This window comes from Micromonospora craterilacus, assembly GCF_003236315.1.
Classification (GTDB): Bacteria; Actinomycetota; Actinomycetes; order Mycobacteriales; family Micromonosporaceae; genus Micromonospora; species Micromonospora craterilacus.
The window spans coordinates 1-22,995 of record NZ_POTY01000103.1; the positions used below are offsets into that span (position 1 = coordinate 1).

At 70.1% G+C, this 22,995-nt stretch carries 21 protein-coding genes and 1 pseudogene; 19 read left to right on the plus strand and 3 right to left on the minus strand.

What is annotated here, in order from left to right:
• The first annotated feature begins 476 nt into the window (after nucleotides 1-476).
• The 6 genes and pseudogenes from C1I95_RS17240 to C1I95_RS17270 all read left to right on the plus strand — a co-directional run bounded on the left by C1I95_RS17240 (nucleotide 477) and on the right by C1I95_RS17270 (nucleotide 6,348).
• The gene (locus tag C1I95_RS17240) at nucleotides 477-1,358 is read left to right on the plus strand and encodes a helix-turn-helix domain-containing protein (protein ID WP_111214868.1); all 882 of its coding nucleotides are present in this window, start codon (nucleotides 477-479) and stop codon (nucleotides 1,356-1,358) included.
• Nucleotides 1,355-1,555, plus strand: coding sequence for a DUF397 domain-containing protein (locus C1I95_RS17245; protein ID WP_111214869.1), 201 nt, complete (start codon nucleotides 1,355-1,357; stop codon nucleotides 1,553-1,555). Before C1I95_RS17240 ends, C1I95_RS17245 begins: the two co-directional genes overlap by 4 nt.
• 217 nt (nucleotides 1,556-1,772) lie before the next feature.
• Complete coding sequence (locus C1I95_RS17250) at nucleotides 1,773-3,101, plus strand: NsdA family TPR-like regulatory protein (protein WP_499877987.1); 1,329 nt, start codon at nucleotides 1,773-1,775, stop codon at nucleotides 3,099-3,101.
• Nucleotides 3,098-3,979 carry a phosphotransferase enzyme family protein gene (locus C1I95_RS17255; protein ID WP_111214871.1) on the plus strand — a complete coding sequence of 294 codons (882 nt, stop codon included), beginning with the start codon at nucleotides 3,098-3,100 and terminating at the stop codon, nucleotides 3,977-3,979. The genes C1I95_RS17250 and C1I95_RS17255 overlap by 4 nt, the downstream gene beginning before the upstream one ends.
• A 1,107-nt stretch (nucleotides 3,980-5,086) precedes the next feature.
• Nucleotides 5,087-5,473, plus strand: a pseudogene (locus C1I95_RS17265) (T3SS (YopN, CesT) and YbjN peptide-binding chaperone 1); the annotation flags it as partial.
• A gap of 548 nt (nucleotides 5,474-6,021) precedes the next feature.
• Entirely contained in the window at nucleotides 6,022-6,348 is a 327-nt protein-coding gene (locus C1I95_RS17270; RefSeq protein ID WP_111214872.1) for a DUF6506 family protein, read from the plus strand.
• Here the strand turns inward: C1I95_RS17270 and C1I95_RS17275 are convergent.
• Nucleotides 6,336-7,538 carry an MFS transporter gene (locus tag C1I95_RS17275; RefSeq protein ID WP_158566411.1) on the minus strand — a complete coding sequence of 401 codons (1,203 nt, stop codon included), beginning with the start codon at nucleotides 7,536-7,538 and terminating at the stop codon, nucleotides 6,336-6,338. The genes C1I95_RS17270 and C1I95_RS17275 overlap by 13 nt on opposite strands.
• Nucleotides 7,539-7,643: 105 nt before the next feature.
• Between C1I95_RS17275 and C1I95_RS17280 the strand changes: the two genes are divergently transcribed.
• From C1I95_RS17280 to C1I95_RS17290, 3 genes are all read left to right on the plus strand, one after another.
• The gene (locus tag C1I95_RS17280) at nucleotides 7,644-8,264 is read left to right on the plus strand and encodes a CGNR zinc finger domain-containing protein (protein ID WP_111214874.1); all 621 of its coding nucleotides are present in this window, start codon (nucleotides 7,644-7,646) and stop codon (nucleotides 8,262-8,264) included.
• Between the two features lie 112 nt (nucleotides 8,265-8,376).
• Nucleotides 8,377-9,273 (plus strand): bile acid:sodium symporter family protein, encoded by an 897-nt coding sequence (locus tag C1I95_RS17285; RefSeq protein WP_111214875.1) that lies wholly within the window; start codon nucleotides 8,377-8,379, stop codon nucleotides 9,271-9,273.
• Nucleotides 9,274-9,447: 174 nt separating this feature from the next.
• The gene (locus C1I95_RS17290) at nucleotides 9,448-10,824 is read left to right on the plus strand and encodes an FAD-dependent oxidoreductase (protein ID WP_111214876.1); all 1,377 of its coding nucleotides are present in this window, start codon (nucleotides 9,448-9,450) and stop codon (nucleotides 10,822-10,824) included.
• 38 nt (nucleotides 10,825-10,862) lie between these two features.
• On the opposite strand, the gene C1I95_RS17295 is transcribed toward C1I95_RS17290, so the two are convergent.
• Nucleotides 10,863-11,324, minus strand: a complete 462-nt coding sequence (locus C1I95_RS17295) for a hypothetical protein (RefSeq protein ID WP_158566412.1) — start codon at nucleotides 11,322-11,324, stop codon at nucleotides 10,863-10,865.
• A gap of 290 nt (nucleotides 11,325-11,614) precedes the next feature.
• On the opposite strand from C1I95_RS17295, the gene C1I95_RS17300 reads away from it, so the two are divergent.
• From C1I95_RS17300 to C1I95_RS17345, 10 genes are all read left to right on the plus strand, one after another.
• Nucleotides 11,615-12,523: an NAD-dependent epimerase/dehydratase family protein gene (locus C1I95_RS17300; RefSeq protein ID WP_111214878.1), complete on the plus strand. Its 909-nt coding sequence runs from the start codon at nucleotides 11,615-11,617 to the stop codon at nucleotides 12,521-12,523.
• A gap of 49 nt (nucleotides 12,524-12,572) precedes the next feature.
• Nucleotides 12,573-12,905, plus strand: a complete 333-nt coding sequence (locus tag C1I95_RS17305) for a DMT family transporter (protein ID WP_325048840.1) — start codon at nucleotides 12,573-12,575, stop codon at nucleotides 12,903-12,905.
• A 59-nt stretch (nucleotides 12,906-12,964) separates the two neighbouring features.
• Complete coding sequence (locus C1I95_RS17310; RefSeq protein WP_438941320.1) at nucleotides 12,965-13,477, plus strand: TetR/AcrR family transcriptional regulator; 513 nt, start codon at nucleotides 12,965-12,967, stop codon at nucleotides 13,475-13,477.
• Between the two features lie 64 nt (nucleotides 13,478-13,541).
• Nucleotides 13,542-14,180, plus strand: a complete 639-nt coding sequence (locus C1I95_RS17315; RefSeq protein WP_158566413.1) for a hypothetical protein — start codon at nucleotides 13,542-13,544, stop codon at nucleotides 14,178-14,180.
• Between the two features lie 181 nt (nucleotides 14,181-14,361).
• The gene (locus tag C1I95_RS17320) at nucleotides 14,362-14,595 is read left to right on the plus strand and encodes a heavy-metal-associated domain-containing protein (protein WP_158566414.1); all 234 of its coding nucleotides are present in this window, start codon (nucleotides 14,362-14,364) and stop codon (nucleotides 14,593-14,595) included.
• A 142-nt stretch (nucleotides 14,596-14,737) separates the two neighbouring features.
• Complete coding sequence (locus C1I95_RS17325; protein ID WP_111214883.1) at nucleotides 14,738-15,652, plus strand: cation diffusion facilitator family transporter; 915 nt, start codon at nucleotides 14,738-14,740, stop codon at nucleotides 15,650-15,652.
• A gap of 163 nt (nucleotides 15,653-15,815) precedes the next feature.
• Nucleotides 15,816-17,828: a bifunctional copper resistance protein CopD/cytochrome c oxidase assembly protein gene (locus C1I95_RS17330; RefSeq protein ID WP_111214884.1), complete on the plus strand. Its 2,013-nt coding sequence runs from the start codon at nucleotides 15,816-15,818 to the stop codon at nucleotides 17,826-17,828.
• Between the two features lie 124 nt (nucleotides 17,829-17,952).
• Nucleotides 17,953-18,618, plus strand: a complete 666-nt coding sequence (locus C1I95_RS17335; protein ID WP_111214885.1) for a DsbA family protein — start codon at nucleotides 17,953-17,955, stop codon at nucleotides 18,616-18,618.
• Nucleotides 18,615-19,241: a vitamin K epoxide reductase family protein gene (locus C1I95_RS17340; RefSeq protein ID WP_111214886.1), complete on the plus strand. Its 627-nt coding sequence runs from the start codon at nucleotides 18,615-18,617 to the stop codon at nucleotides 19,239-19,241. The genes C1I95_RS17335 and C1I95_RS17340 overlap by 4 nt, the downstream gene beginning before the upstream one ends.
• A gap of 96 nt (nucleotides 19,242-19,337) precedes the next feature.
• Nucleotides 19,338-20,393 carry a DNA glycosylase AlkZ-like family protein gene (locus C1I95_RS17345; RefSeq protein WP_158566415.1) on the plus strand — a complete coding sequence of 352 codons (1,056 nt, stop codon included), beginning with the start codon at nucleotides 19,338-19,340 and terminating at the stop codon, nucleotides 20,391-20,393.
• Nucleotides 20,394-20,431: 38 nt separating this feature from the next.
• Here the strand turns inward: C1I95_RS17345 and mgtA are convergent.
• The coding region (gene mgtA / locus C1I95_RS17350) for a magnesium-translocating P-type ATPase (protein ID WP_233513718.1) at nucleotides 20,432-22,995 on the minus strand (2,564 nt) is incomplete at its 5' end.

Here is a 22,995-nt window from a genome sequence, read left to right on the forward strand (position 1 = left end):
GGTGATGCCGAACGGGTCGTACGGTCGCCCTGGGTCGGCGGGGACGAACCATTTGACGCGCACTGCCATCACCTTCCTCCGAGAGATGCGCGGCCGGGCCCTCCCCGGCACCGACCGCGCACCCCGACCAGTTGGGTGCGGGGACCGCTCCGAACGGGGGAAGCGGCGCGTTCCCCGCACCCGGCTCACGAACGGGACCCATTCCGCGCGAGTACTCCGTCACACGGCCAGCCGACTGCTCGATGCGATCGCCCAGGGGCCATCGCGCTTCCGTAAACCACGGTGGCGGACCGATCCAGGCACGTGGAAGTAGGCAGGCCAGGGAGGGATGTGGATGGTTGGGGAGGGAGGGATACTTCACCGGCCGCCGCATCCCTGGTGGTGGCAGTTACCGGTGAGGCCGATCGGAGGTACGCTCGCGGGCGGCGTCCGCGCTATTGCACTGTTCAAATTCGGGCGTTGGTCGGAGGTGCCGGTTGATCAGCACGTACGTCCGTCGGCTCCGACTGGCGGCCGAGCTACTCGCATTGCGCCAGAGCCGGCAGATGTCATCGGAGGCCCTGGCCCGCTCGGCGGGTCTGCCCCGGACGACCGTCTCGCGTTTGGAGAACGCCCGGATGCGGCCCGATCCGAACGATGTGATGAAACTGCTGGAACACCTCGGCGCGACCGGGGACGAGTGGACGAACCTGATGACCATCGCCCGGCAGGCCAGCGAGCGCGGCTGGTGGGAATCAGCGGTCGGTGGTGGCGCTCGTCAGGCGCTTTACGCCAACCTGGAGGCTGGGGCCTCGACCATCCGCGAGTATCAGATGACCCTGCTGCCAGGACTGCTGCAAACACCTGAGTACACCGAGGCACGGGCAAGCGTCGACAGGGCGGACTGGTCGACGCACTTCAACCCCGAAAGGGCGGTCGAGGCACGCGCCGGCCGTCAGCGCGTCCTCCACCGTCCCGACGGCCCCACGTATGAGGTCGTCATCGACGAGTTGGCAGTCCGCCGTCCGGCCACGGCAGACGACGTACTGCGTGAGCAACTGATCTCCATTGCCCGCCAGTCCAGGACCGACAGCAAAATCACGGCGCGCGTGCTACCTGTAGACGGCCGGATCGCGGGCCATCTGGTGCCACGTTCGGGGTTCTCGATCTACACCTACCCCGACCCGCTGGACCCGGTGGTCGTCGCGGTTGACACCGTCACCGACGACCTGGTGCTCACCAAGCCCGACGCCGTGGCCCACTACCTCAACCTGTATGAGCGACTGAGAGATGCCGCCCTCTCGGCCAGCCAAAGCGTGCGGTTCCTGATGGACGCCGCCGACAAGCTCCCCACTCTCGTGACAGGAAGAACAGCGTGACTGAACAAATCTTCACCAACTGGCGGAAGTCCACCAGGAGCAGCGGCGGCGGCAACTGCGTCGAGGTGGCCGACAGCGGCGCCCTGGTCGGCATCCGTGACACCAAGGACCGTGCAGGAGGGACCCTCGTCATCTCGTCCGACGCCTGGGGGGGTTTTATCGATGCGGTCAGGTGCGGCGAGCTGTCGCCAGCCTGACCACGGGCCTGCGACTGCCTGCTTCTCGTTGGGTCGTCCCCGGCTAGGGGACGACCCAACGTCGTTCTGGGCGGATCAAGAAGCCTAACGATGGCCAACCTCACGAGCCGCCTTGAGAACGATGACGCACAGTGCAATGCTTTCTCAGTCACGTCATTGAACTGTTCATCGACTGCGCGGTTCTCTGCGTAGTCGGCGCCATCCCTGGGGGCCGGCGGTGAAGAACGATCAACTCCGCGAACAGCGAGAGCGCCTGCCGTCGCCACGGCATTCCGGGGAGTCAATGTCCAGGTCGGAGCTGGCCGCCTGCGTCAACGAGGTGCTGTACCCGGACCCGCAGAGGCGCAGCCGCAGCCCAGTCAATGCCAACTACATCGGCAAGCTTGAGGACGGCGTCATCCACTGGCCAAAGCCGGAGTACCGAGCCGCGTTGCGCACCGTCCTTGGCGTCGGCTCTGACAAAGAGATCGGCTTCTATAACCCCCGAGCGGTAGCCCGCGCTAACGTCGAGGACGTGGACCGACGGGACCTGCTCGGCGCTCTCGGCTCTGTGATCGGTGTCAGCATCGCCAGCCCCCCGGCGATGGCGCTACTCGGCAGGGAAGGACCATCCGAGCTGCCGCACCGGGTCGGCCGCGACCACATCGAGCAGGTCATCGAGGCAGCCGAGATCTTTGAGAAGTGGGATAACAGCCACGGCGGGGCGCTCGCCCGCGAGGTCGCCGACAGCAAGCTACGCCAACTGGCCAAGCTACTGGAGCGGCCGTGTCCGCCATCCCTCAAGGCAGACCTGCACGCCGTGATGGCGCAGCTCGCAGGGGTGGTGGCGTTCATGTTGTTCGACGCATACGAGCACGCCAGCGCTCGCAAGCGATTTACCTTCGCGCTGCAATGCGCTGAAATCGGTGGACACTGGCAGCACCGTGCCACGCTGCTGGCGAACATGGCGCGACAGGCGATCTGGTGCGGGCAGCCCGAGGACGGCCTCACCTATACGGAATTGGGGCTGGTCCGCGCCGATCGACTGACGGCAACAGAGCGCGCGATGTTGCATACCGTTCGCGCCAGGGCGCTGGCCAAGTTCGGGCCACCTCGTGCACAGGAGGCCCTCACGGCCGTCGGGGCAGCGGATGAGGAATTTGCCTGCTCGCGATCGGCCGAAGACCCCAGCTGGATGCGGTTCTACGACGCCGCGCAGCACCACGGCGACACCGCCCACGCGCTTTACGACATCGCCGTTCGCAGTGGACTCAAGACCGAGGCGAGCAGCCGCTTCCGCTTCTCGGTCTCACACCACGAGCCGGAGTTCGCTCGATCCAGGGCGATCTCGCGCACCAAGCTCGCCTCACTGACCATGTTGCACGGTGATCCGGACGAGGCGGCGCAGATCGGCCAACTCGCACTCGACGACGCCGGAACAGTGCGCTCACGCCGAGCCATCGACGATCTCCGTGAACTACACCGCCTCGCCTTCCGTCACGACAGCGTCCAAGAGGTGCACCAACTGCGGGCTCGCATCGATGCGACCGTCGGAGCGGCTGGATGACCGAGACTCTGACGGTATTGACCCTCGCATGCAGCCAGGTAGGGCTTGCCGCCGACGGCGCTGGACTCATCCGAGCGGGAGAGAACGCCCTGTACCGACTCCGCAGCGGCATCGTCGCCCGAGTGGGCCGCCATGGGCAAGGTGAGGTGGCGGCCAAGGAGGTCCGGGTATCTCTGTGGCTACAACAGGCTGGCGTGCCCGTTGTCCAAGTAGTCCCCGACATCCAACAGCCGGTGGAAGTCGACGGCCGCGCCGTCACCTTCTGGCGCGAACTGCCAGGCCACCATGAGGGCGGGATCGAACAGGTCGCCGATGCGCTCAAGCAGATCCACGAACTACAGCCGCCCCCAGAGTTGGCTCTACCACCCTTGGCGCCCTTCGTGCGGCTTGAGCAACGGATCGCCGAAGCAAAGGTGTTCGACGCAGCAGACCGCGGCTGGCTGATCGACCACCTGCGGTACTTGACGGACCAGTACGGGATGCTCCCAACCGGCCTCCCACACGCAGCCGTACACGGCGATGCCTGGGGAGGCAACATCGTCACGGTCGGCCCCGACCAGCCTCCGATCGTGCTTGACCTTGAACGCTTCGCCTACGGACCACCCGAGTGGGACCTCACGTCGATCGCGGTCGATCACCTCACATTCGACGCAATGCCCCGCGACGCGTGGTCCCGGTTCTGCACTCGCTATGGGTACGAAGTCACCGAGTGGGCCGGCTACGAAGTCCTACGTGACGCCAGGGAGCTGCGCAAGGTCACCTTCGCCGCACAGATGGCCGCCCAACGGCCTCACCTCGAAGCACAGGCCCGCTATCGCCTGGCCTGCATCCGGGGCGAACACGGACCACGCCCCTGGCACTGGATCCCGGCGGCTTGATGGCGTCCCCACCCGTGCCGGGGACTTCGACCCCTTGAACCTCCGCTGGTCAACGTCGACAGCCTCACCGGTGCGCTCTACCTCGACAGGGCGACCGAGGTCGCGGTCTGCAACCAGGCGTGGGACGACGTGATCTCACGAGCGCTCGACGAAAGATCGTCGAGGTCTCTTGCCACTGCATCGATGGAAGCGGCGACCGTCGTTGGTGGATGCGCGCACGATCAGCGGCAGATCCGTGCATCGCTGACAGCGATGGTAATGCACGCCATGCTGGCGGCCTCAAGTGAGGGTATAAAGATTTCGTGCTCAAGGGCCACTCGCTGAAGGCGTCAGGGCTGGCGCCGAAATAGCAACTTTAGCAACTGGAGTGCACGGGTTCGTCGAGCGCTGTCCCGAGACCAGAGATATACGCCAGCAAGAATCCACATCGGCGCAGCGGCTAGTAGAACCGCGAAGCTTGCCGGTTCTGTCACTTGGGACCTCCTCGGCGCCCGGGCAGGCATAAGTAGAGCAAGCGGCCGGGGCAGTTGAGTGCCCCATCGCGGGGTTTCTTCAATCCTGATTCGCCATGAAGGGAGTGTGACGCAGTTTGACTTATCTGGACGATCGGAAACGAGGTTTGACGGCTTCTTACCGCCATTTACATAAATTGACAGTGGCGTGGCCACGGGATGGCTTGTTTGCCCAATGCCAACCAGTCACCGTAGAGTGATGTGGATGACTTCCACGGCTTCCTCCATCGACGACCTCGTAGCCGAACTGCGTGCCAAGCTGAAGCGCCTTCATCGCCTAAACGGCGAGCCAAGCACCCGCGAGCTAGCCCGGCGGACAGGCGGAGCAATCACCCATACGACCGTGCACGCAGTGCTTCGATGTGTGCGACTGCCGCGCTGGGGCCCTCTCGAGCTCGTCGTGGAAGCGCTCGGAGGCGAGCAGGGTGAGTTCCGTCAGCTATGGGTAGCGATACGTGATGCCATGGATGTTGTGTCTGCCGCCACCGCGCAAAGTGGACATCCGCCACCTGAAGCCGGACATACTGCGCCAAGCGGCGACTCTTACGACGAGCAAACCGATGATCGCGACACAAGTGTCGCCCTACGCGACAGTGTTATTGCTGTCGTGTCGAGCATGCTTAAGTCCCCAGAAGATCAGGCTATGGTGGACGCCGATGGCGATATCAACATCCGTAGCGGTTCTGCAATGGTATTTGTGCGCGTGCGCGACAATCCACCTTTGGTTGACGTGTTCTCGCCAGTCCTAACCGACGTGGCAGAAACAAAGGAAATGTATGCCAAGCTGTCTGAAGTCACGAACCGAATGCCTATTGGCAGAATCTACTATGCAGCCAGCACGGTTTGGGCCTCCATCCCGGTGTTCGGCCGAGATTTCCAAGCAGTGCATCTGATGCTCGCAGTTCAGGTTATGACCGGGCTGGCCGACGAGTTGGGCGACCGACTGCACCGCGAATTCGGCGGCAGGGAGTTCTTTCAGTAGCTTCCCGGAAATCGTGCCCCTCCGAGCTCTGGCACGATGGCCGATGCACGCTGTTCGGCAGATCCGCGCCGACTCTCCGCGAGCGGTCACGTAACCCTGCGTAGCGCGCCGGATGCGGCAGATCCGCGTGGCGTCTCACCCGGCGTGTCGACCCCGGGACCACATTTCCTCGCGGCTCTGATTTCACACAGACATAAATATTTCTCTGTGAAATCAGAGCTGTTGGGGACATTGCCCCTGTGCGCGCCCGCCGGGCAGGCTGGTCGCGTGACGCGCGCTCATCGGCTACTTGTCCGGACACCAGCAACCGGCTCCGACGTCACCTTCGGTGACGAACGCCTCGCGGCTGGGTGCGGACGTCGCGGCCAAGATCGCGAGCCCCGCCGATCAGCCCCACCCGTCGCCATTCGGCAGGTCAGCCACAACGTCCACGCGTACCCGGATGCAGTTTCTGAGATGCGCGGGCGTTGTCGGCTTGACCTCAAGTCCAGATCAACTTTTATGGTCAACGTCTTTCGATGTCCCAATGCACGAGGAGGAACCGCCTCATGACGCTTAGCTGGGCATACATCTACGAGCATCCGGGCAGCGACCCCGTCGACGACCGGGTCGTGCTCGACCGCGATGGCCAACGCACGTACCTCGTGCCCGTGCCGGACCCGTCGATGGCCCCTGCCGTGGCGGCGGACCTGGTGGCGGAGGGGGTCGCGTTGATCGAGCTGTGCGGCGGGTTCGCGCTGACGGCGGCGGCACGGGTGGTCGAGGCCGTCGGCGGGCGGGTGCCCGTCGGGCACGTTACGTTCGCGGTGGACTCGGTGCGCGGTGCGACGCAATACGGTGAACTGTTCGAGGCCGATCAGTCTCACGCCGACTGACCGCTTCCGCCGTATGCCTGCGTGGCAGTGCGTGACCTGGCTGCCCTGGGCCTCGGCGAGGCGGCGGGCCGGATGAGGCGTTCGCCGAGAACCATCATCAGCGCGACGACGCCGAGCAGGGCGCCGATCAACACCGTGCTGTGCACGCCGTGGCTGGGCAGCGCGAGGCCGCCGACCAGGGCGCCTCCGGTGATGCCGACGTTGACAGCGGCGGAGACCGTTGCGGCGGCGAGGTCGGACCGCCCAGGCGCCACCTGCAGTACGAGGCCGCCGAGCGCCGCGGTGAACGCGGCGAACGCCAGTCCGGCCAGAGCGATCAGACCGACGGCCACGGTCGGCCGTTGGCCGAGCGCGTACAGGCCGAGCAGCGCCACCGACTGCAGCGCGACGGTCGCGACCAGGGCCAACCACGGGCTGCGGTCCACCACCGCTGCGATGGCGAGGATGCCGAGGACGCTGGCGACACCGCGCACCAGCAGGATGGCCCCGACCGACGAGGCGGAGAAGCCGCTGACCTTGGTGACGAAGAGGGCGACATAGGTGTACGCGGCTATGGCACCGGCGGTCGCGAGGACGGCCACCGCCACCAGTAGCCAGAAGCGTCGGGCATCGGGCGTGGCGCCGCGAGCGGCATGTCCCTGGTCGGGCCGCGTCGAGGGCAGCAGCGAGGCCACCACGGCGAGCACGATCGCGCCGAGCGCGGCGACCGCCAGGAACGAGGCCCGCCAGCCGGCGCGTTCGCCCAGCCAGGTGCCGGCGGGTACGCCCAGGGCCAGCGCGACGTTGCCGCCGGCGAACACCACCGCGATCACCCGCCCGCGTAGTCCAGGTCGGAACAACTCGGCTGCCGCCGGCACCACTACCGCCCAGAACAGCGCATGGGTGACGGCGGTCGCCATCCTGGCCGCCAGTATCAGCGTGAACGTGCTCGCGAACACCGTGATCGCGGTGCTGACGACGAAGCCGGCCAGGAGCGCCGACAGCAACCGTCGGCGAGGGACTTTCCGGACCATCGCCGTCAGCGGGACCGAGGCGACCGTCACCACTGCGCCGTACGCGGTGACGAGCAGGCCGACCTGCGACGGCGAGACGGTCAGGTCCACGGCCATCGGCAGCAGCAGCCCGATCGGCAGCGCCTCGGCGGTGGTGTAGAGGAACGTCCCGCCGGACAGGCCGATCAACGCCCCCACTGCCCGTCTGCGCCGCGTCCGACCCGCCATCGTTACCCCCTAAAGCTGTTACGGAGGAAACGTAGGTGCCCCCCTCGATGCGGTCAACTGGTAAAGTGGATTTCGATGGAAACATCTGAGGACGTCACGCGGATGCGCCTGGTGGGCGGCAACCTCGCCCTGGACTTCATCAACACCCGCGCTGGTCCACCCGTCGGATCACCGGACGACGACGTACTCACGGGCTACCCCGACCTGATCGCCTGGGGCGGGTACGCGGGCGCGCTCACCGAGGCGGAGGCGGCAGCGCTACGCCGGCTGGCTCACGACGACCCGCGCGGCGCCCACGCCGCCTTCGCGCGATCGCTGCGCACCCGCACCTACCTCGACGAGATATTCCGGGCGCTGGCCGCCGACCGAAGCCCGAGCACGTCCGCGCTGGCCCAGCTGCGCGACGACGAAGCAGACGGGCTGCGCCACGCACGACTCGATCGCGGACGCACCTTCGTGTGGACCTGGCGGGACGACCACACGCTCGACCGGCCACTACGACCGGTCGTGCACGCCGCCGCCCAGCTTCTCACCACGGGCCAGCTGAACCGGATCAAGGGATGCGGAGGCTGCCGCTTCCTTTTCAACGACGAGAGCAAGAACCGCAGCCGCCGCTGGTGCAGCATGGACGACTGTGGAACCACCGAGAAGATCCGACGCTACGTCGCCGCACGACGTACGCGTGCGACGCGGTGAGCGCCGGAGCCGTCCGGCTGGCGATGATCGGCAAGCCGCATTGACCTTTGGCGTTCCGCCCGGCCGGATGGGGGATTGCGGAGGCGTTACCGGGTGGTAACGATGTCGAGTCATGGACTCAGCCTTGACTCTGGTCGGACTGCCCATCGCGCTCGGCATCATCATGCTCGGCCTTGGTCTGGGGCTGACCATCGCGGACTTCCGCCGGGTGGCCCAGCACCCGAAGGCCGCCGTCATCGCGCTGGTGTGCCAGGTGCTGCTGCTGCCGGCGCTCTGCTTCGGTCTGGTGCTCGGCCTCGGCCTGCCGCCGGAACTCGCCGTCGGGATGATGCTGTTGGCCGCCTCCCCGGGCGGCACCACGGCCAACCTCTACAGTCACCTGTTCGGCGGGCACGTGGCGCTGAACATCACCCTGACCGCCATCAACTCGGTGCTCGCCGTGGTCACCTTGCCGATCGTGGTCAACCTGTCGGCGTCGTACTTCCTGGCCGACGCGGCGAGCATCGGGCTGCAGTTCGACAAGGTGCTTCAGGTCTTCGCCATCGTGCTCGTCCCGGTCGCGATCGGCATGCTGATCCGGGCCCGGGTGCCCAACGTGGCCGAACGGCTGAACCGCCCGGTGCGGATCCTGTCCGTGGTGGTGCTCGTCGCGGTGATCGCCGGCGCGGTGCTCGGCGAGCGCGAGAACATCGCCGACTACTTCGTCTCGGTCGGTCTGGCCGTGCTCGCGTTCAACCTGCTGAGCCTCGCGATCGGGTACGGCGTGCCCCGGTTGGCCGGGGTCGATCGGAGCGCCGCGACGGCGGCCGGGTTCGAGATCGGTATCCACAACAGCACCCTGGCCATCACCATCGCGCTCAGTCCGGCGCTGCTCAACAGCACCCAGATGGCGATCCCGGCGGCCGTCTACGGCATCGTCATGTTCTTCACCGCGGCGGCCTTCGGTTACCTGGTGACCCGCGTCGGCACCCGGTCCGTCAGTGCCGGAGGTGAAGCCGCCGCCACCTGAGTTGTGACTGATTGGTGACTCTTGGTGGCGGAGTCGTGTGCCGGTCCGGACGGCGCACCGCGATTGTGAAACGATCGTCGTTCGTCATCCGTCGGCCCGTTCCGCCGGTCTGCCATGTACCGGTCGCCGGCCGGCAGGCGGGACGGCGCACCTCGTACCCCTTTGGAGAGCACGATGTCCCTCTCTCCGGCTCGGGTCTTCGCCGCGCTGAACGCGGTGCGACCGCCCGACCAGGCGTCCCCGGTGATGGGCAAGGCGGTGGTGGTCGGCGGCAGTGTCGCCGGATTGCTGGCCGCCCGGGTGTTGGCCGATTTCGCGGAGAGCGTCGTCGTCATCGACCGGGACGACCTGCAGGTGACCGGCGGACGGCCGGGCGTGCCACAAGGGACCCAACTGCACGCGCTGCTGCCCGGCGGATTCCTCCAGCTCGAGCAGCTGTTCCCGGGCTTTCGTGCGGCGGCCCTGGCCCAGGGTGCGGTCGAGGCGCCCCCCGCAGCCAGGCGAAACTACCTCGACGGTCGGCTGAAGGTCGTCGTGCCCGACGATGCCGACAGCCTGGCGGGCAGCCGGCCCCTGCTGGAAGGGTTGATCCGCCAGCAGGTCCTGCGGCTGCCCAACGTCAAGACGATCACCGCCCGGGCCACGGGTCTGGTGTTCGACGGTGCCGTGACCACCGGGGTCCGTTACGACGTCGGCGGGGCGCCCGGCGTCGAGAGCGCCGATCTGGTGGTGGACGCGATGGGCCGGTCGAGCCGGCTGTCCGACTGGCTGGAGCAGGGCGGCTGGGAGCGGCCGGCCATGCGGCGGATGACCGTGCACCTCAACTACGCGACGGCCCTGTTCCGGCGCCGGGAGGCGAACCCGGAGCTGACCGTGGTGCTGGCGCTGAACAGTCCGAGGATGTCGTCGGACGTGGCCGGTGCCGCCTACTTCGCGGTCGAGGACGGTCGGTGGATGGCCATGATGGCCGGCTACGGGGACAACCGCCCGGGGAGCACCGCCGAGGATTTCGTCCGCCGGCTGCGGGACCAGTTCCCGCCGGAGTTCGGCGAGGTCGCCGGCAGCGAGATGCTCGGTGAGGTCCAGACTTACCGGCACGCCGACAGCCGGCGGCGGGAGTTCCACGCGCTGGCGCGGTTTCCGGCCGGGCTGGTCAGCGTCGGCGACGCGGTCGCGTCGTTCAACCCGGTGTACGGGCAGGGGATCACGGCGGCGGCCCTCCAGGCGGCCTGCCTGTCGGCGTACCTGCGGTCCGCGCCGGATCTGGGCGTGCCCGCCCGCCACTTCCTCGACCTGCAGAAGGTCGTGGTCGACGCGGCCTGGTCGACGTCGACCTCCGCCGACCTGGCGCTGCCGCACGTCGACGGGCCCTACCCGCGCGGCTACCGGTTCTCCAGCTGGGTCAGCCGGCAGATCGTCACGGCGACCATCACCGACGTCACGGTCGCCCGCCGGTTCAACGAAGTCGTCTCCATGCGGGAGCACCCGAGCTCGTTGGCCGCACCCGGGGTGATCCTGGGCGCCCTGCGCGCCAACCGTCGGGCCCGCTGACCGGTCACCGGCCGGTGCGCTGGTGGCCCGGAAACCGGTCAGCCGCGGTCGGAGAGGAAAGCCACCGGGCCGGCCTGCTCGACAATGATCGGGATGTCGGTGTCGTAGTGCTCCGGGAGTTCCGCTCGTGCCTTCTCGACGTCGAGGGTGCCCACCTCCACGCCCGAGCCGTCGTGCCGGGCGCCGATCGAACTGATGTCGATGCCCCGCGTCCGCCAGAGGTCCCAGTCGACCATGATCCGATCCTGCAACGCGTTCAGTTCGGCGAAGGAGTGGGCGGCGTTCCGCAGGACCACGCACTGCCCCTGGGCCGCGTCGCGGACGAACGCCTCGAACTCCGGCGAGGGCACGCCGTAGACGATCGCGTACCCCTCCTCCGGCACGACCTCGAGCCCGGCGAAGGTATCCCGGTAAGTGGACTCCCCGGCCTGCCGGATGCGATCGAGTGCCTGGGACATCTCGTCGGTGGTGGGATACATCGTCGCCCCGGCGGTCACCACCGGGTCAGGCGGTCGCGGGTCAGCGCCGCAGTCCCGAACGCCTGACTCGTCGCCAACCTGGCGGTTCGTCTCCCCGGACCCGGCCCCACCCGGCTGACCACAGCCGCTCAGGGCGACGAGTGCCATCGTGAGCCCTGCGAGCACCTTCCGCACCATGCCTCCCCTTCCGGGTTCGGCCGGACGGACGTCCACCGGAGACGCCCCGTCACCACCTGGCAGCAGTGTGCCATTGCCAGGCACGCCGCACCCCCCGTTGTGTCGCCTGCCGCGGCCCACGACAGGATGTCGCCATGGATGATCAGGTTCTTGAATCCGCAGTTCGCAGGCGTGTCGTCGTCACCGGGGCCACCGGCAAACTCGGTCGCGCCGTGGTGGCGCACCTGCGCGATGCGGGCGTCGACGTGCTGGCGGTGGACCGCATCAGCGGGCGCGACCCCCGCGATGTCGACGGCGAGTTCCTGCTCGTCGACCTCACCGACTACGGGCAGGTGGTGGAGGCGCTCACCGGCGGTGCCGACGAGCACGCCGGCCGGGTCGACGCGGTGGTGCACCTGGCGGCGGTCCCGGCGCCCGGGCTGATGCCGAACGCGGCCACCTTCGCGAACAACTCCGCCGCGACGTACAACGTCTTCGCCGCAGCCCGGGCGGCCGGGATCAGGCGGGTGGTGTGGGCGTCCAGCGAGACGGTGCTCGGGCTGCCGTTCGAGACCCCGCCGCCGTACGCGCCGCTGGACGAGGAGTACGCGCCGCGCCCGGAGTCGACCTACTCGCTGAACAAGGCGCTCGAGGAGGAGATGGCGCGGCATTTCTGCCGGTGGGACCCCGAGCTGGTCATGGTGGGCCTGCGGTTCTCCAACGTGATGGACGTCGAGGACTACGCGAAGTTCCCGTCCTTCGACGCCGACCCTCAGCTGCGCCGTTGGAACCTGTGGGGCTACATCGACGCCCGCGACGCGGCGCAGGCGGTCGAGCGGGCGCTGGTCCACCAGCAGCCCGGCGCCGACGTGTTCATCATCGCCAACGCCGACACGGTGATGAGCAGGTCCAGCGCCAGCCTGATGGCCGAGGTCTACCCGGGCGTCGAGGTGCGCAAGGAGCTCGGCGAGCACGAGACCCTGCTCAGCATCGACAAGGCCCGCCGGGTGCTGGGCTACGAGCCCCGGCACTCGTGGCGGGACCACGTGGACGCCACCGCGTAGCCGCGACTCCCATTTCTAGTACGTTCGTACATGTACGAACGTACTAGAAATGGGGTGTGGGGTGGCGTACGTCTTCCTCCTGCTGGCCATCGCGGCCGAGGTCGCCGGCACGAGCCTGCTCAAGTCGACGGAGGGGTTCACCCGCCTGTGGCCCACGCTCGGGCTGATCGCGGCCTACGTGACGGCGTTCGCGCTGCTCGCCCAGGCGGTCAAGGGGATCCAGGTCGGCGTGGCGTACGCCATGTGGTCCGGGCTGGGTACGGCCGCGATCGTCGCCATCGGCGCGGCCTTCCTCGGTGAGCCGCTGACGCTCACCAAGGTCCTCGGCGTCGGCATCGTCATCGCCGGCGTGGTCCTGCTCAACCTCGGTGGTGCCCACTGAGCACCGAACGCCCGCCCCGTACGGCCCGTCGCCGCGACCCGGAGGGGCGGCGCCGCGCCCTGGCCGCCGCTGCCCAGGAGGTGATCGCCGACGTGGGTATCGGGCGGACCACCCACCGGGCGGTCGCGGAGCGTGCCGACGTGCCGCTCGGCGCGACGACCTACTACTTTCCCACCCTGACCGATCTGGTCGCCGCGGCGCTTGAGCGGGCCCACACGGACCTCGGGGTGGAGCTGCGGCGCTGGGCCGACCACCTTGGCGACGGGACCGATCTGCCGGCCCGGCTGACCGGGCTGATCTGCGAGTATCTGGACGACCGGAGTCAGGCGCTCACCGAGTTCGAGTTGTATCTCGCCGCCGCCCGCAGCCCCGAGCTTCGCGTGCTGGCTGCCTCCTGGGTGGACCAGGTCCGTGAGGTGCTGGCGCCGCTCGTCGGAGCCGGTGCCGCGCGAGCGCTCGCGGTCTTCCTGGACGGCGTCGCCCTGCAACACCTCGCCACCGGCGAGCCGGTCGACCCCACCGCCATCGAGACGGCTCTGGCCGCACTCGTCGACGCCGACCCCGGCAACTGACCGACGACCGCGGACGCCGCGCGGGCGGGCCCGGGGCCCGGTGGGTGCGTGCGAAACTCGCCTCATGGTGACGGCGGAGCGGTCCCGGGAAGTCCGTTCCGTGGTCGACACGCTGGCCGGGTGGGCGACTCGCCGGGCGGCAGGACCGGCGGGTGCCCGGGTGCGGGGTGGACGCCACGTCCGGTGGGGCGGCGGATACGCCCTGCTCGGCCGGTGCCGTACGCTGCCCCACGTGACGAGGGTCGGTGCGGTGCCGACGGCGCGGGCAGGTTTCCGCGGCGCCGCCATGGCCGTGCTGATCGCCGTGTTCGTGCTGCATGTCTGGCAGTGCGTGGCGAGTTTCGACGTGTCGCGTCCGTCGGCGTCGCCGAATGGTGTCAGTCATCAGATCGCCATCACCGGCGTCGTGGCCCCGATCGCCGACGAGGCGACGGTGGCCGCCGGCCGCTGGCCGGCGCAGGCGGGGTCGGCGCTGCTGCCCGCCGGGTCGGTCTTCGTCGCCGACGGCGAACGTGGGCCGGCCGTCGGCGAGGTCGCGACGACGGGCTGCCTGGTCCTGTTGACCGTCGGGATCCCCGTCCTGGTCGGCCCGCTACGGCGGTGGATGCTGCGTACTCCGGTGACCCGGGGGTCACCCGGCCGGGGTCCGGTGCGCGTCTGGTCCGGGTGCAGCCTGTTCCAGATCTGCGTGCTGCGTACGTAGCCGCCGACGTTCGCGACCAGCATCGCCTCCGGCGGCGACCGCGTCATTCGGCGGTGCCCGGCCCGGTAGGGGTGTCCGGCTGGTCGCTGTTTCCCGTCGGTGCCGTCCCGCCGGTGCCATGGCCGGCCTCGGCGTCGGCAGCGGCAGGGTCGCGGCAGTCTCGTCGTGCAGAGGGACTTTCGTGAACGACAGCATCACCTACATGCTCGCCCTGCGTGGCCTGTGCTGTGACCGGTCCGAGGCGGCGGTACGCCGGATCCTGGAGGCCCTGCCGGGGGTGCATCGGGCCCATGTCTCGGTCGTCGCCGGCCGGGCCGTGGTGGACGCCGATCCCGCCGCGGTGACCTCCGCCGTGCTGGTCGCGGCGCTGGCCGTGGCCGGCTACCCGGCGCGCCTGGGTGGTGGACGCGGGTGAACCACGCAACGCCCCCGCCGCGGCTCTGACCGTCGGGCGACGGCCCCGGTGTCGGATCTCATCAGCCGGGCCAACACAGTTGCACTCATTGCAATGTCAGCATATGTTTCGGAGCGAGAGCCGGAGTAGGGAGGGACACCAGGTGGGTGCCGGGCACGATCACGGGCAGCAGGTGTTGCGCGCCGGGGCGAAACATCGCGGGCGGTTGTGGGCGGCCTTCGTCCTGCTGGCCGTGTTCATGCTGGTGGAGGCGGTCGGAGCGTGGTGGACCGGTTCCCTGGCGCTGCTGTCGGACGCCGGCCACATGTTCACCGACGTGCTCGGCATCGGCATGGCGCTCGCGGCGATCACCGCAGCGAGCAGAGCGTCCCGGGACGGTCAGCGCACCTTCGGCCTGTACCGGACGGAGGTCCTGGCGGCCCTGGCGAACGCGGTGCTGCTGTTCGGGGTGGCCCTCTACGTGCTGGTGGAGGCGGTACGGCGACTCGGCGAACCGCCGGAGGTGCTGGCCGGCCCGATGCTGGCGGTGGCCCTGGCGGGTCTGGTGGCGAACATCGTGGCCTTCCTGCTGCTGCGCTCCGGCTCGAAGGAGAGCCTGAACGTGCGCGGCGCCTACCTGGAGGTCCTCGGGGACCTGTTCGCCTCGGTCGGCGTGATCGTCGCGGCCGGCGTGATCGCGGTGACCGACTGGTGGTACGCCGACCCGATCATCGCGGTGGCCGTCGGCCTGTTCATCCTGCCCCGCACCTACAAGCTGGGCCGCGCGGCCCTGCGGGTCCTCGTGCAGGCCGCGCCGCCGCACGTGGACGTCGCCGAGGTCCGCGACGGGCTGCGCGCGGTCGACGGTGTCGCCGACGTGCACGACCTGCACGTATGGACGCTTACCTCCGGCATGGAGGTGGCCTCGGCGCACCTGACCCTCGGCGCCGGCGCGGACCTCGCCGGGGTGCTGGCCACCGCCCGGCGGGTGCTGCACGACCGGTTCGCCATCGAGCACGCGACCCTCCAGGTCGAGCCCCAGGACGCCGATGGCGTCTGTGACGGCGCACAATGGTGACATTTCATCCGGAACTATTCGCCGCCCGCCGCCGACCAACTGGCGAGCCGTCCAGTACCCGGGAGCCGTCCGTGAACCGCCCGCACAATCCAGTCCTGCCCGTACGCGTGCCTCCGGCGGCCGCCGCCGTGCCGACGGCGAACCGGCGGCCGGGGACGGGGCGATGAGTCCGGGAGCCCTCCTGCGCCGACCGGTCCTGGTGCCCGCGGCCACGGTCCTGGTCGCGGCCGGGGTCGGGGCGGCGCTGCTCCGGTGGGGCGGCGGCAGCGTTCAGCCGACCCCGCCCGGGCTGCCCGACCCGGGCCCGACCACGGCGTGGCTGCTGCCGGCCGCCCGGCTCGGCATGCAGATCGGGGCGGTGATCACCGTCGGGCTGCTGCTGGCGGTGGCCATCCTGTCCCCGCGCGACGACGGCGGCCGGCTGTCCGTGCTGGGCTACCGCCGGCTGCGCGCCGCCGCGCTGACCGCGGCCCTGTGGTCGGTGGCCGCCGCGGTCGCGCTCTGCTACACCCTGGTCGACCTGTTCGGGCTGCCCGCCGCGCAGGTGTTGTCGGTCCGCGCGGTGCTGAACTTCGCCCTCACCGTGCCGCTGGGCCAGGCACTGGCCCTGAGTGGCACGCTCACGCTGGTCACGGCGGCGATCGCGGCGCGGAGTCTGCGTCCCGCCGGGGCGGTGGTGGCGCTGCTGACCGCGCTGGCGGCGCTGGTGCCGCCGGTCTTCACCGGGCACGCCGCGTCGGCCAGCAACCACCAGTTGGCCGTGTCCGGCCTGCTGCTGCACGTGGTGCCGGTCACGGTGTGGGCCGGTGGCCTGTTCGCCCTGGCGGTCACCGCTCGGGGCGGCACCGCCGACCTCGCCGTCGCCGTGCGCCGGTTCGCGCCCCTGGCGCTGGCCTGCCTGGTCGCGGTGGGCGCGTCCGGGTTGCTGTCGGCGGGCGTACGGCTGACCGGCCCGGCCGACCTGACCGGCACCCGCTACGGTCAACTGCTGCTGGTCAAGACCGCCGCACTCGTCGCGATCGGGGTGACCGGGCTGCTGCACCGCCGCCGGGCGATCCCCGCCCTCACCGCAGGCCGGCGCGGCCCGTTCCTGCGCGTCGCGGTGGTGGAGACGCTGCTCTTCGCCGCCGCGGTGGGTACCGCCGTGGCGTTGTCGCGTACGCCGGCCCCGGTCGGCGGGGCCGAGGAGGATCCGGCCACCGCACTGCTCGGCTTCCCGATGCCCCCGGCGCTCAGCGTCGAGACGGTGGCCCGGCTCTGGCTACCGGAACCGCTGATCATCACCGCCGCCCTGGTCGCGGCCGGACTCTACCTCGCCGGGGTGTGGCGACTCTGGCGGCGCGGCGACGCCTGGCCGCTGGCCCGCACCGCCCTGTGGTTGGCCGGCTGTGCGGTGATCATCATCGCCACCTCCAGCGGGTTGGCCCGCTACGGGCCGGTGCTGTTCGCCGTGCACATGGTGCAGCACCTGCTGCTGATGATGGTCGCGCCGATCCTGCTGGTCCTCGCCGGGCCGATCACCCTGGCGCTGCGCGCGCTGCCGCCCTCGACGGACCCGCGCTGGCCGGGCCCCCGCGAGTGGCTGCAGGCCGCCCTGCACTCCCGGGTGTCCCGCGCGTTGACCCATCCGGTGGTGGCGCTGGCCCTCTACGTGGCCAGCCTGTACGTGCTGTACTTCACCGGCCTGTACGAACTGGCGGTGCGCTCGCACGCCGCCCACCTGGCCATGGTCGCCCACTTCCTCGGCGTCGGGTACCTCTTCTTCTGGGCCGTCATCGGCATCGACCCGGCTCCGCGCCGCGTACCGCACCCGCTCAAGATGATCCTGGTGCTGATCAGCATGGTGCTGCACGCGTTCCTCGGGGTCGCGCTCATGCAGTCGTCCACCGTGCTGGCCGCCGACTGGTGGACGGCGCTGGCCCGACCGTGGGGGCCGACGCCGCTGGAGGACCAGCGCGCCGCCGGCGGCATCGCCTGGTCCTTCGGCGAACTGCCCACCGTGATCGTCATGGGGGCGTTGCTCTACCAGTGGATCCAGGCGGACCAACGGGAGGCGCGCCGTCGGGACCGGGCCGCCGACCGTGCCGAGGCGGAGGGACGCGAGGACGACGAACTGGCCGCCTACAACCGGATGCTCGCCGAGCTGGCCGAACGCGACCGCCAGGTGCGCGGATAAGGCCCCACCTCCGCCGTCCGCCACGTCGGCCCGACCCGGCCGCACTGCCCGCCCGCCTGCTCCCAGCAAGCTGCCAGCTGGTCGGTACAGCATTGATCGCCCCCACAGAGAAGGTTGACGCGCCATGACGAGGAACACCCGACTGACCCTGGCGATGATTCTGGTGGTGATCCTGGTCATGCTCGGCCTGATGACCTACAACCGGAGCAACGCCCCGAGCGCCGTCGCCGGGGACACCGGCGAGGGCGTCGACCCGGCCGTGCTGGTCCGGGACGACAGCCACCGGCTGTCCACCGCCGCCGACGGCCGGGTCACCCTGGTGGAGTTCCTCGACTTCGAATGCGAGTCGTGCGCCGCCGCGTACCCGGCGGTCAAGGAGATCCTGGCCACCTACCAGGACCGGATCACCTTCGTCGTGCGGTACTTCCCGATCCCCAGTCACCCCAACGCGGAGCTGGCCGCCCGCGCCGCCCAGGCCGCGGCCAACCAGGACCGGTTCGCCGAGATGTACACCCTGCTCTTCGAGAACCAGGACGCCTGGGGGCACCAGCGCACGCCGCAGACCGAGGCGTTCGTCGGCTACGCGCGTACCCTCGGCCTCGACCTGGACAGGTTCCAGCGCGACCTCGACGATCCGGCCACCGCGGCCCGGGTGGACCGGGACAAGGCCGACGGTGAGAGCGCCGGGGTACAGGGCACCCCGACGTTCTTCCTCAACGGTCGCCAGCTGACGCAGGTGCGTACCCAGGGGGACCTGGTCGCCGCCATCGACGCCGCGCTCGCCGGATGACCGCGACCCTGGGCCGCCGTTCGGCCGCGAACGCGCCGGAGACGGGGTTCCTCGCCCGGGTCACCGCCTGGGTCCTGGCCGTCGGTGGCGGGATCGGCCTGCTCGCCGCGGGCACCCTGACCGTCGAGAAAGTCAATCTGCTGTCCGACGCCGACTACGTGCCGACGTGCAGCATCAACCCGATCCTCTCCTGCGGCTCGGTGATGACCACACCGCAAGCCGCCGCCTTCGGCATCCCCAACCCGCTGCTCGGCATCGCCGGATTCGCCGTGGTCACCACCCTCGGCGTCGTCCTCCTCGCCGGCGTCCGGCTACCCCGCTGGTTCTGGCTGGGTCTCCAGGCCGGCGCCACCTTCGGCGTGGTCTTCGTGCACTGGCTGATCTACCAGAGCCTCTACGTCATCTCGGCGCTGTGCCCGTACTGCATGGTGGTCTGGGTGGTGACCATCGCGATCTTCCTGTACACCACCCTGCACAACCTCCGGCGGATCCCGGCATCGTCACCGCTGGCGCGGCTCGCCGGTCTCGCCGGCTACCACAGCGTCATCCTGGTCGCCTGGTACGTGGTGATCCTGGCCGCCATCCTGCACCGCTTCTGGGACTACTGGTCCACGCTCCTCTGACGCGGCTGCCCGGATCATGGTCGCGTCCGGTTGCCGAGGCAGGCGACGCCGGGCCCGCTGGTCCCGTACGGTTCGACGAGGCAGGGAGGAGCTGACGTGGGCACAGCGTCCGATCCCGAGCAGGTCGGCCTGAAGGGGACCGCCTCGGTGCGCCGGGAGGACGTCATCGGGTTCCGGGTACGCGCGCAGCACCTGCACCGTCGGCTGCCCGCCACGTCACGCCACCGCGCGGCGCGTTGCGGCCTGCCGGACGGCGCGCCCCGCTCGGCGGTCCTTTCCCTGCACGCCCGAGCCGGCGGGGTCGGCCCGGACGACTGGGACGATCCCGCGTTCACCCAGGTCTGGGGGCCGCGGGGAGCGGTGTACGTGGTCGCCGAGGCCGACGTCGCGGTCTTCACCCTCGGCCTGCTGCCCACCGACGGCCGGAAACGGCAGGCGGCGTACGAGGCGGCCGACGCGGTACGGGACGCGGTCGGCTCGCGCGACGTCCGCAAACGCGACGTGCTCGGCGCGGTCGGGAACCGGGTCGAGCGGCTCCTGCTGGCGTGCACCACCGGCCGGCTCCGGGTCCGCTGGGACGGCCGGGACACCCTGGTGCGGGTGACCGACCCGCCGCAGGTCGACCCGGACGAGGCGCGCCGGGAACTGTTGCGTCGGTTCCTCGGCGCGCTCGGGCCGGCCACGGTGCAGGGGTTTGCCCGGTGGGCCGGTCTGTCCATCGTTGACTCCCGCGAGAGTTGGCGGGCCCTGACCGACGAGCTGGTGGAGGTGACTGTGGCGGGCCAGGGCGGCCCGGCGATCCTCGACGCCGACCGGGCCGCCCTGATCGACGCGCCCCAGGCCGGCGGCGTACGCCTGCTGCCGCCCGGCGATCCCTACCTGCTCGCGGCCGACCGCGAGCTGCTGGTGCCGGTCGCCGCACACCGCAGGGCGATCTGGCCCGCCGGCACCGTGCAACCCGGTGCCCTGTTCGTCGGCGGAGAACTGTGTGGAACCTGGCGCCGGCGTGGGCACCGGGTCGAGATCAGCACCTGGGCCGAGGTCGACGACGCGGTCCGGGCCGCCGCCGAGCGGGAAGCCGGTGGTTTCCCGCTGGCGCTGGACCGCGACATCGCGGTCACCTGGGTAGGGCACTCACCCGGGTCTGGTTAGGACATCGGTACCACGGTTGCCCGCCGCGAGCGGGCGGCTCAGCGAAGCACTCGTCGGCCCAGCCTGAACCGGCGCTCCGGCGCGACGGTCACCGGGTCGGGCGGGATCCACCGCTTGACGAGTTCGTTGGCGACGACGTACGCGACGGTGAGCGCGGCGAGCGTGGCCAGCACCGGTGACGGCGGCGGGGCGAGCCCGAGCGGTGCGGCCAGCGGGGTGAAGGGCAGCGCGACGGTGACCGCGATGAGCAACGCCCCGGTGGCGAGCAGCGGCGTGGACGGCCGGCTGCGCAGGAAGGTGCGGTTGGTGCGCAGCACCATCAGGACGATGATCTCGGTCGCGGTGAACTGGATGAACCATGCGGCGCGGAAGACGTCGGTGGGGACGTGCCAGAACCAGTGCAGCACGGCGAGCGCGCCGAGATCGACGGCGATGCTGATGGAACCGTAGACCAGCATGAACCGGCGGATCGCCCGGACGTCGACGGTGCGGGGACGTTGCAGCTGCTCCGGGTCGGCGTGGTCGGTGGAGATGGTGGTGTACGGGATGTCGGAGAGGAAGTTCAGCAGCAGGACCTGACGAGGCAGCAGCGGCAGGAACGGCAGGAGCAGCGTGGCGACGCTCATGCTGACCACGTTGCCGAAGGAGGCGCTGGTGTTGACCCGGATGTACTTGAGGGTGTTGGTGAAGGTCTGCCGGCCGAGCCGGACGCCGTCGGCGACGACGTTGAGATCCTTTTCGAGCAGCACGATCGCGGCGGCCTGTTTCGCGACGTCGACGGCGGTGTCGACGGAGATGCCGACATCGGCGGCGTGCAGTGCGGGGGAGTCGTTGATGCCGTCGCCGATGAACCCGACGACGGCGCCGCGGGCGCGCAGCGCGGTCAGGACACGTTCCTTCTGCACCGGGTCGACCTCGGCGAACACGTTGGTGCCGGCGATCCGGTCGGGCAGGTCCGCATCGGCGCAGCTGGCGATGTCGGTGCCGAGCATCGGTTCGCCGGTGAGACCGACCTTCCCGGCGATGTGCGCGGCGGCGTGCCGGTTGTCGCCGGTGATCAGCCGGACGGCGATGCCCATGCCGGTGAGCCGGTCGATCGCCTCGGCGGCATCCGGCTTGGGCGGGTCCTGGAAGGCGAGGAGCCCGACGAGGGTCATCTGGGTCTCGTCGTCGACGGTGGCGGTACGCGCCCCGGGCAGCGTTCGCACGGCCAGGCCGAGGACGCGGTTGCCGCGGTCGCTCAGTTCGGTGAACCGCCGCTGGACGCGGTCGCGGACCTCGTCGAGCGGCACGACGCCGCCGGCGCTACGGGCCGTGGTGCACACGCCCAGCACGGCGGCCAACGAGCCCTTGGTGATCAGGGTGGCGGTGCCGCCGTCGTCGACCAGCAGGGACAGGCGTTGACGGCTGAAGTCGTACGGGACCTCGGCGAGCCGGAGGGCCGGGTCGGCCGGCGGCTGCCCGGCCATGATCGCGGTGTCCATCGGGTTGGTGAAGCCCCGTTGCAGACCGGCGTTGAGCCGGGCCAGGCGGGCCGCCTCGTCGTCGTGCTCGCCGTCGACGGAGAGGCTGGCGGTGAGCGTCACGCAGCCGGCGGTGAGGGTGCCGGTCTTGTCCGTCAGCAGCACGGTCATGGCGCCGAAGTCCTCGATGGCTTCGAGGCGTTTGACGATGACCCGGTGCGCCGCCATCATCCGGGCCCCGGCGGAGAGGCTGACCGCGACGATCGCCGGGAGCATCTGTGGGGTCAGGCCGACGGCGAGGGCCAGGGAGAACAGCAGGGAGTCGATGGCCGGCCGGCCCATCAGCAGGTTCGCGAGGAGGATGCCGACGAGCAGCACCACCATGATCCGGACCAGCAGCAGCCCGAAGCGGGTCAGGCCCCGTTGGAAACCGGTGGCGGCGGGGCGGGCGCCGACCCGGGCGGCCACCTCGGCGAAGGCGGTGTCCCGGCCGGTCTGCATGACCACCGCCCGCCCGGTGCCGCTGACCACGTGCGTACCCATCCACAAGGCGTTGGTCCGCCCGGTCAGGTCCGCGTCGGCGGGGGTGGCGTCCGGGGTCTTCTCGACGGGAAAGGACTCCCCGGTCAACGTGGCCTGGTCGACCTGCAACCGTTGGCTGTCGACGAGCCGGCAGTCGGCGGGCACCACGTCACCGGCGTGTAGGAGCACCAGGTCGCCGACCACCACCTCCTCGACGGGCACGGACACCTCGCGGCCGTCGCGGATCACCTCGACGGCCACCCGCACCCGGGCCTGCAGCGCGTCGACGGCCCGCCCGGCGGCGCGCTCCTGCCAGAACCCCAGCCCGCCGCTGGCGGCCACGATGGCGAGGATGATCGCGCCGTCGATGAGGTCGCCGACGGCCATCGACAGCACCGTCGCGGCGACGAGGATCAGGATGATGGGGCTGGTGAACTGGGCCAGCAGCAGGCGCCAGCCGCGGCGGCGGGCCACGGTGACCCGGTTGGGGCCGCGCTCGCGCAGCAGCCGCGCGGCCTGCTCGCCGGACAGCCCCTGCGGCGGGGCGCCGACGGCGGCCAGCGCCTCAGGTAGCTGACCAGCCCAGAACGCCATGGTGCGGCCGTGCGGCCCGACCC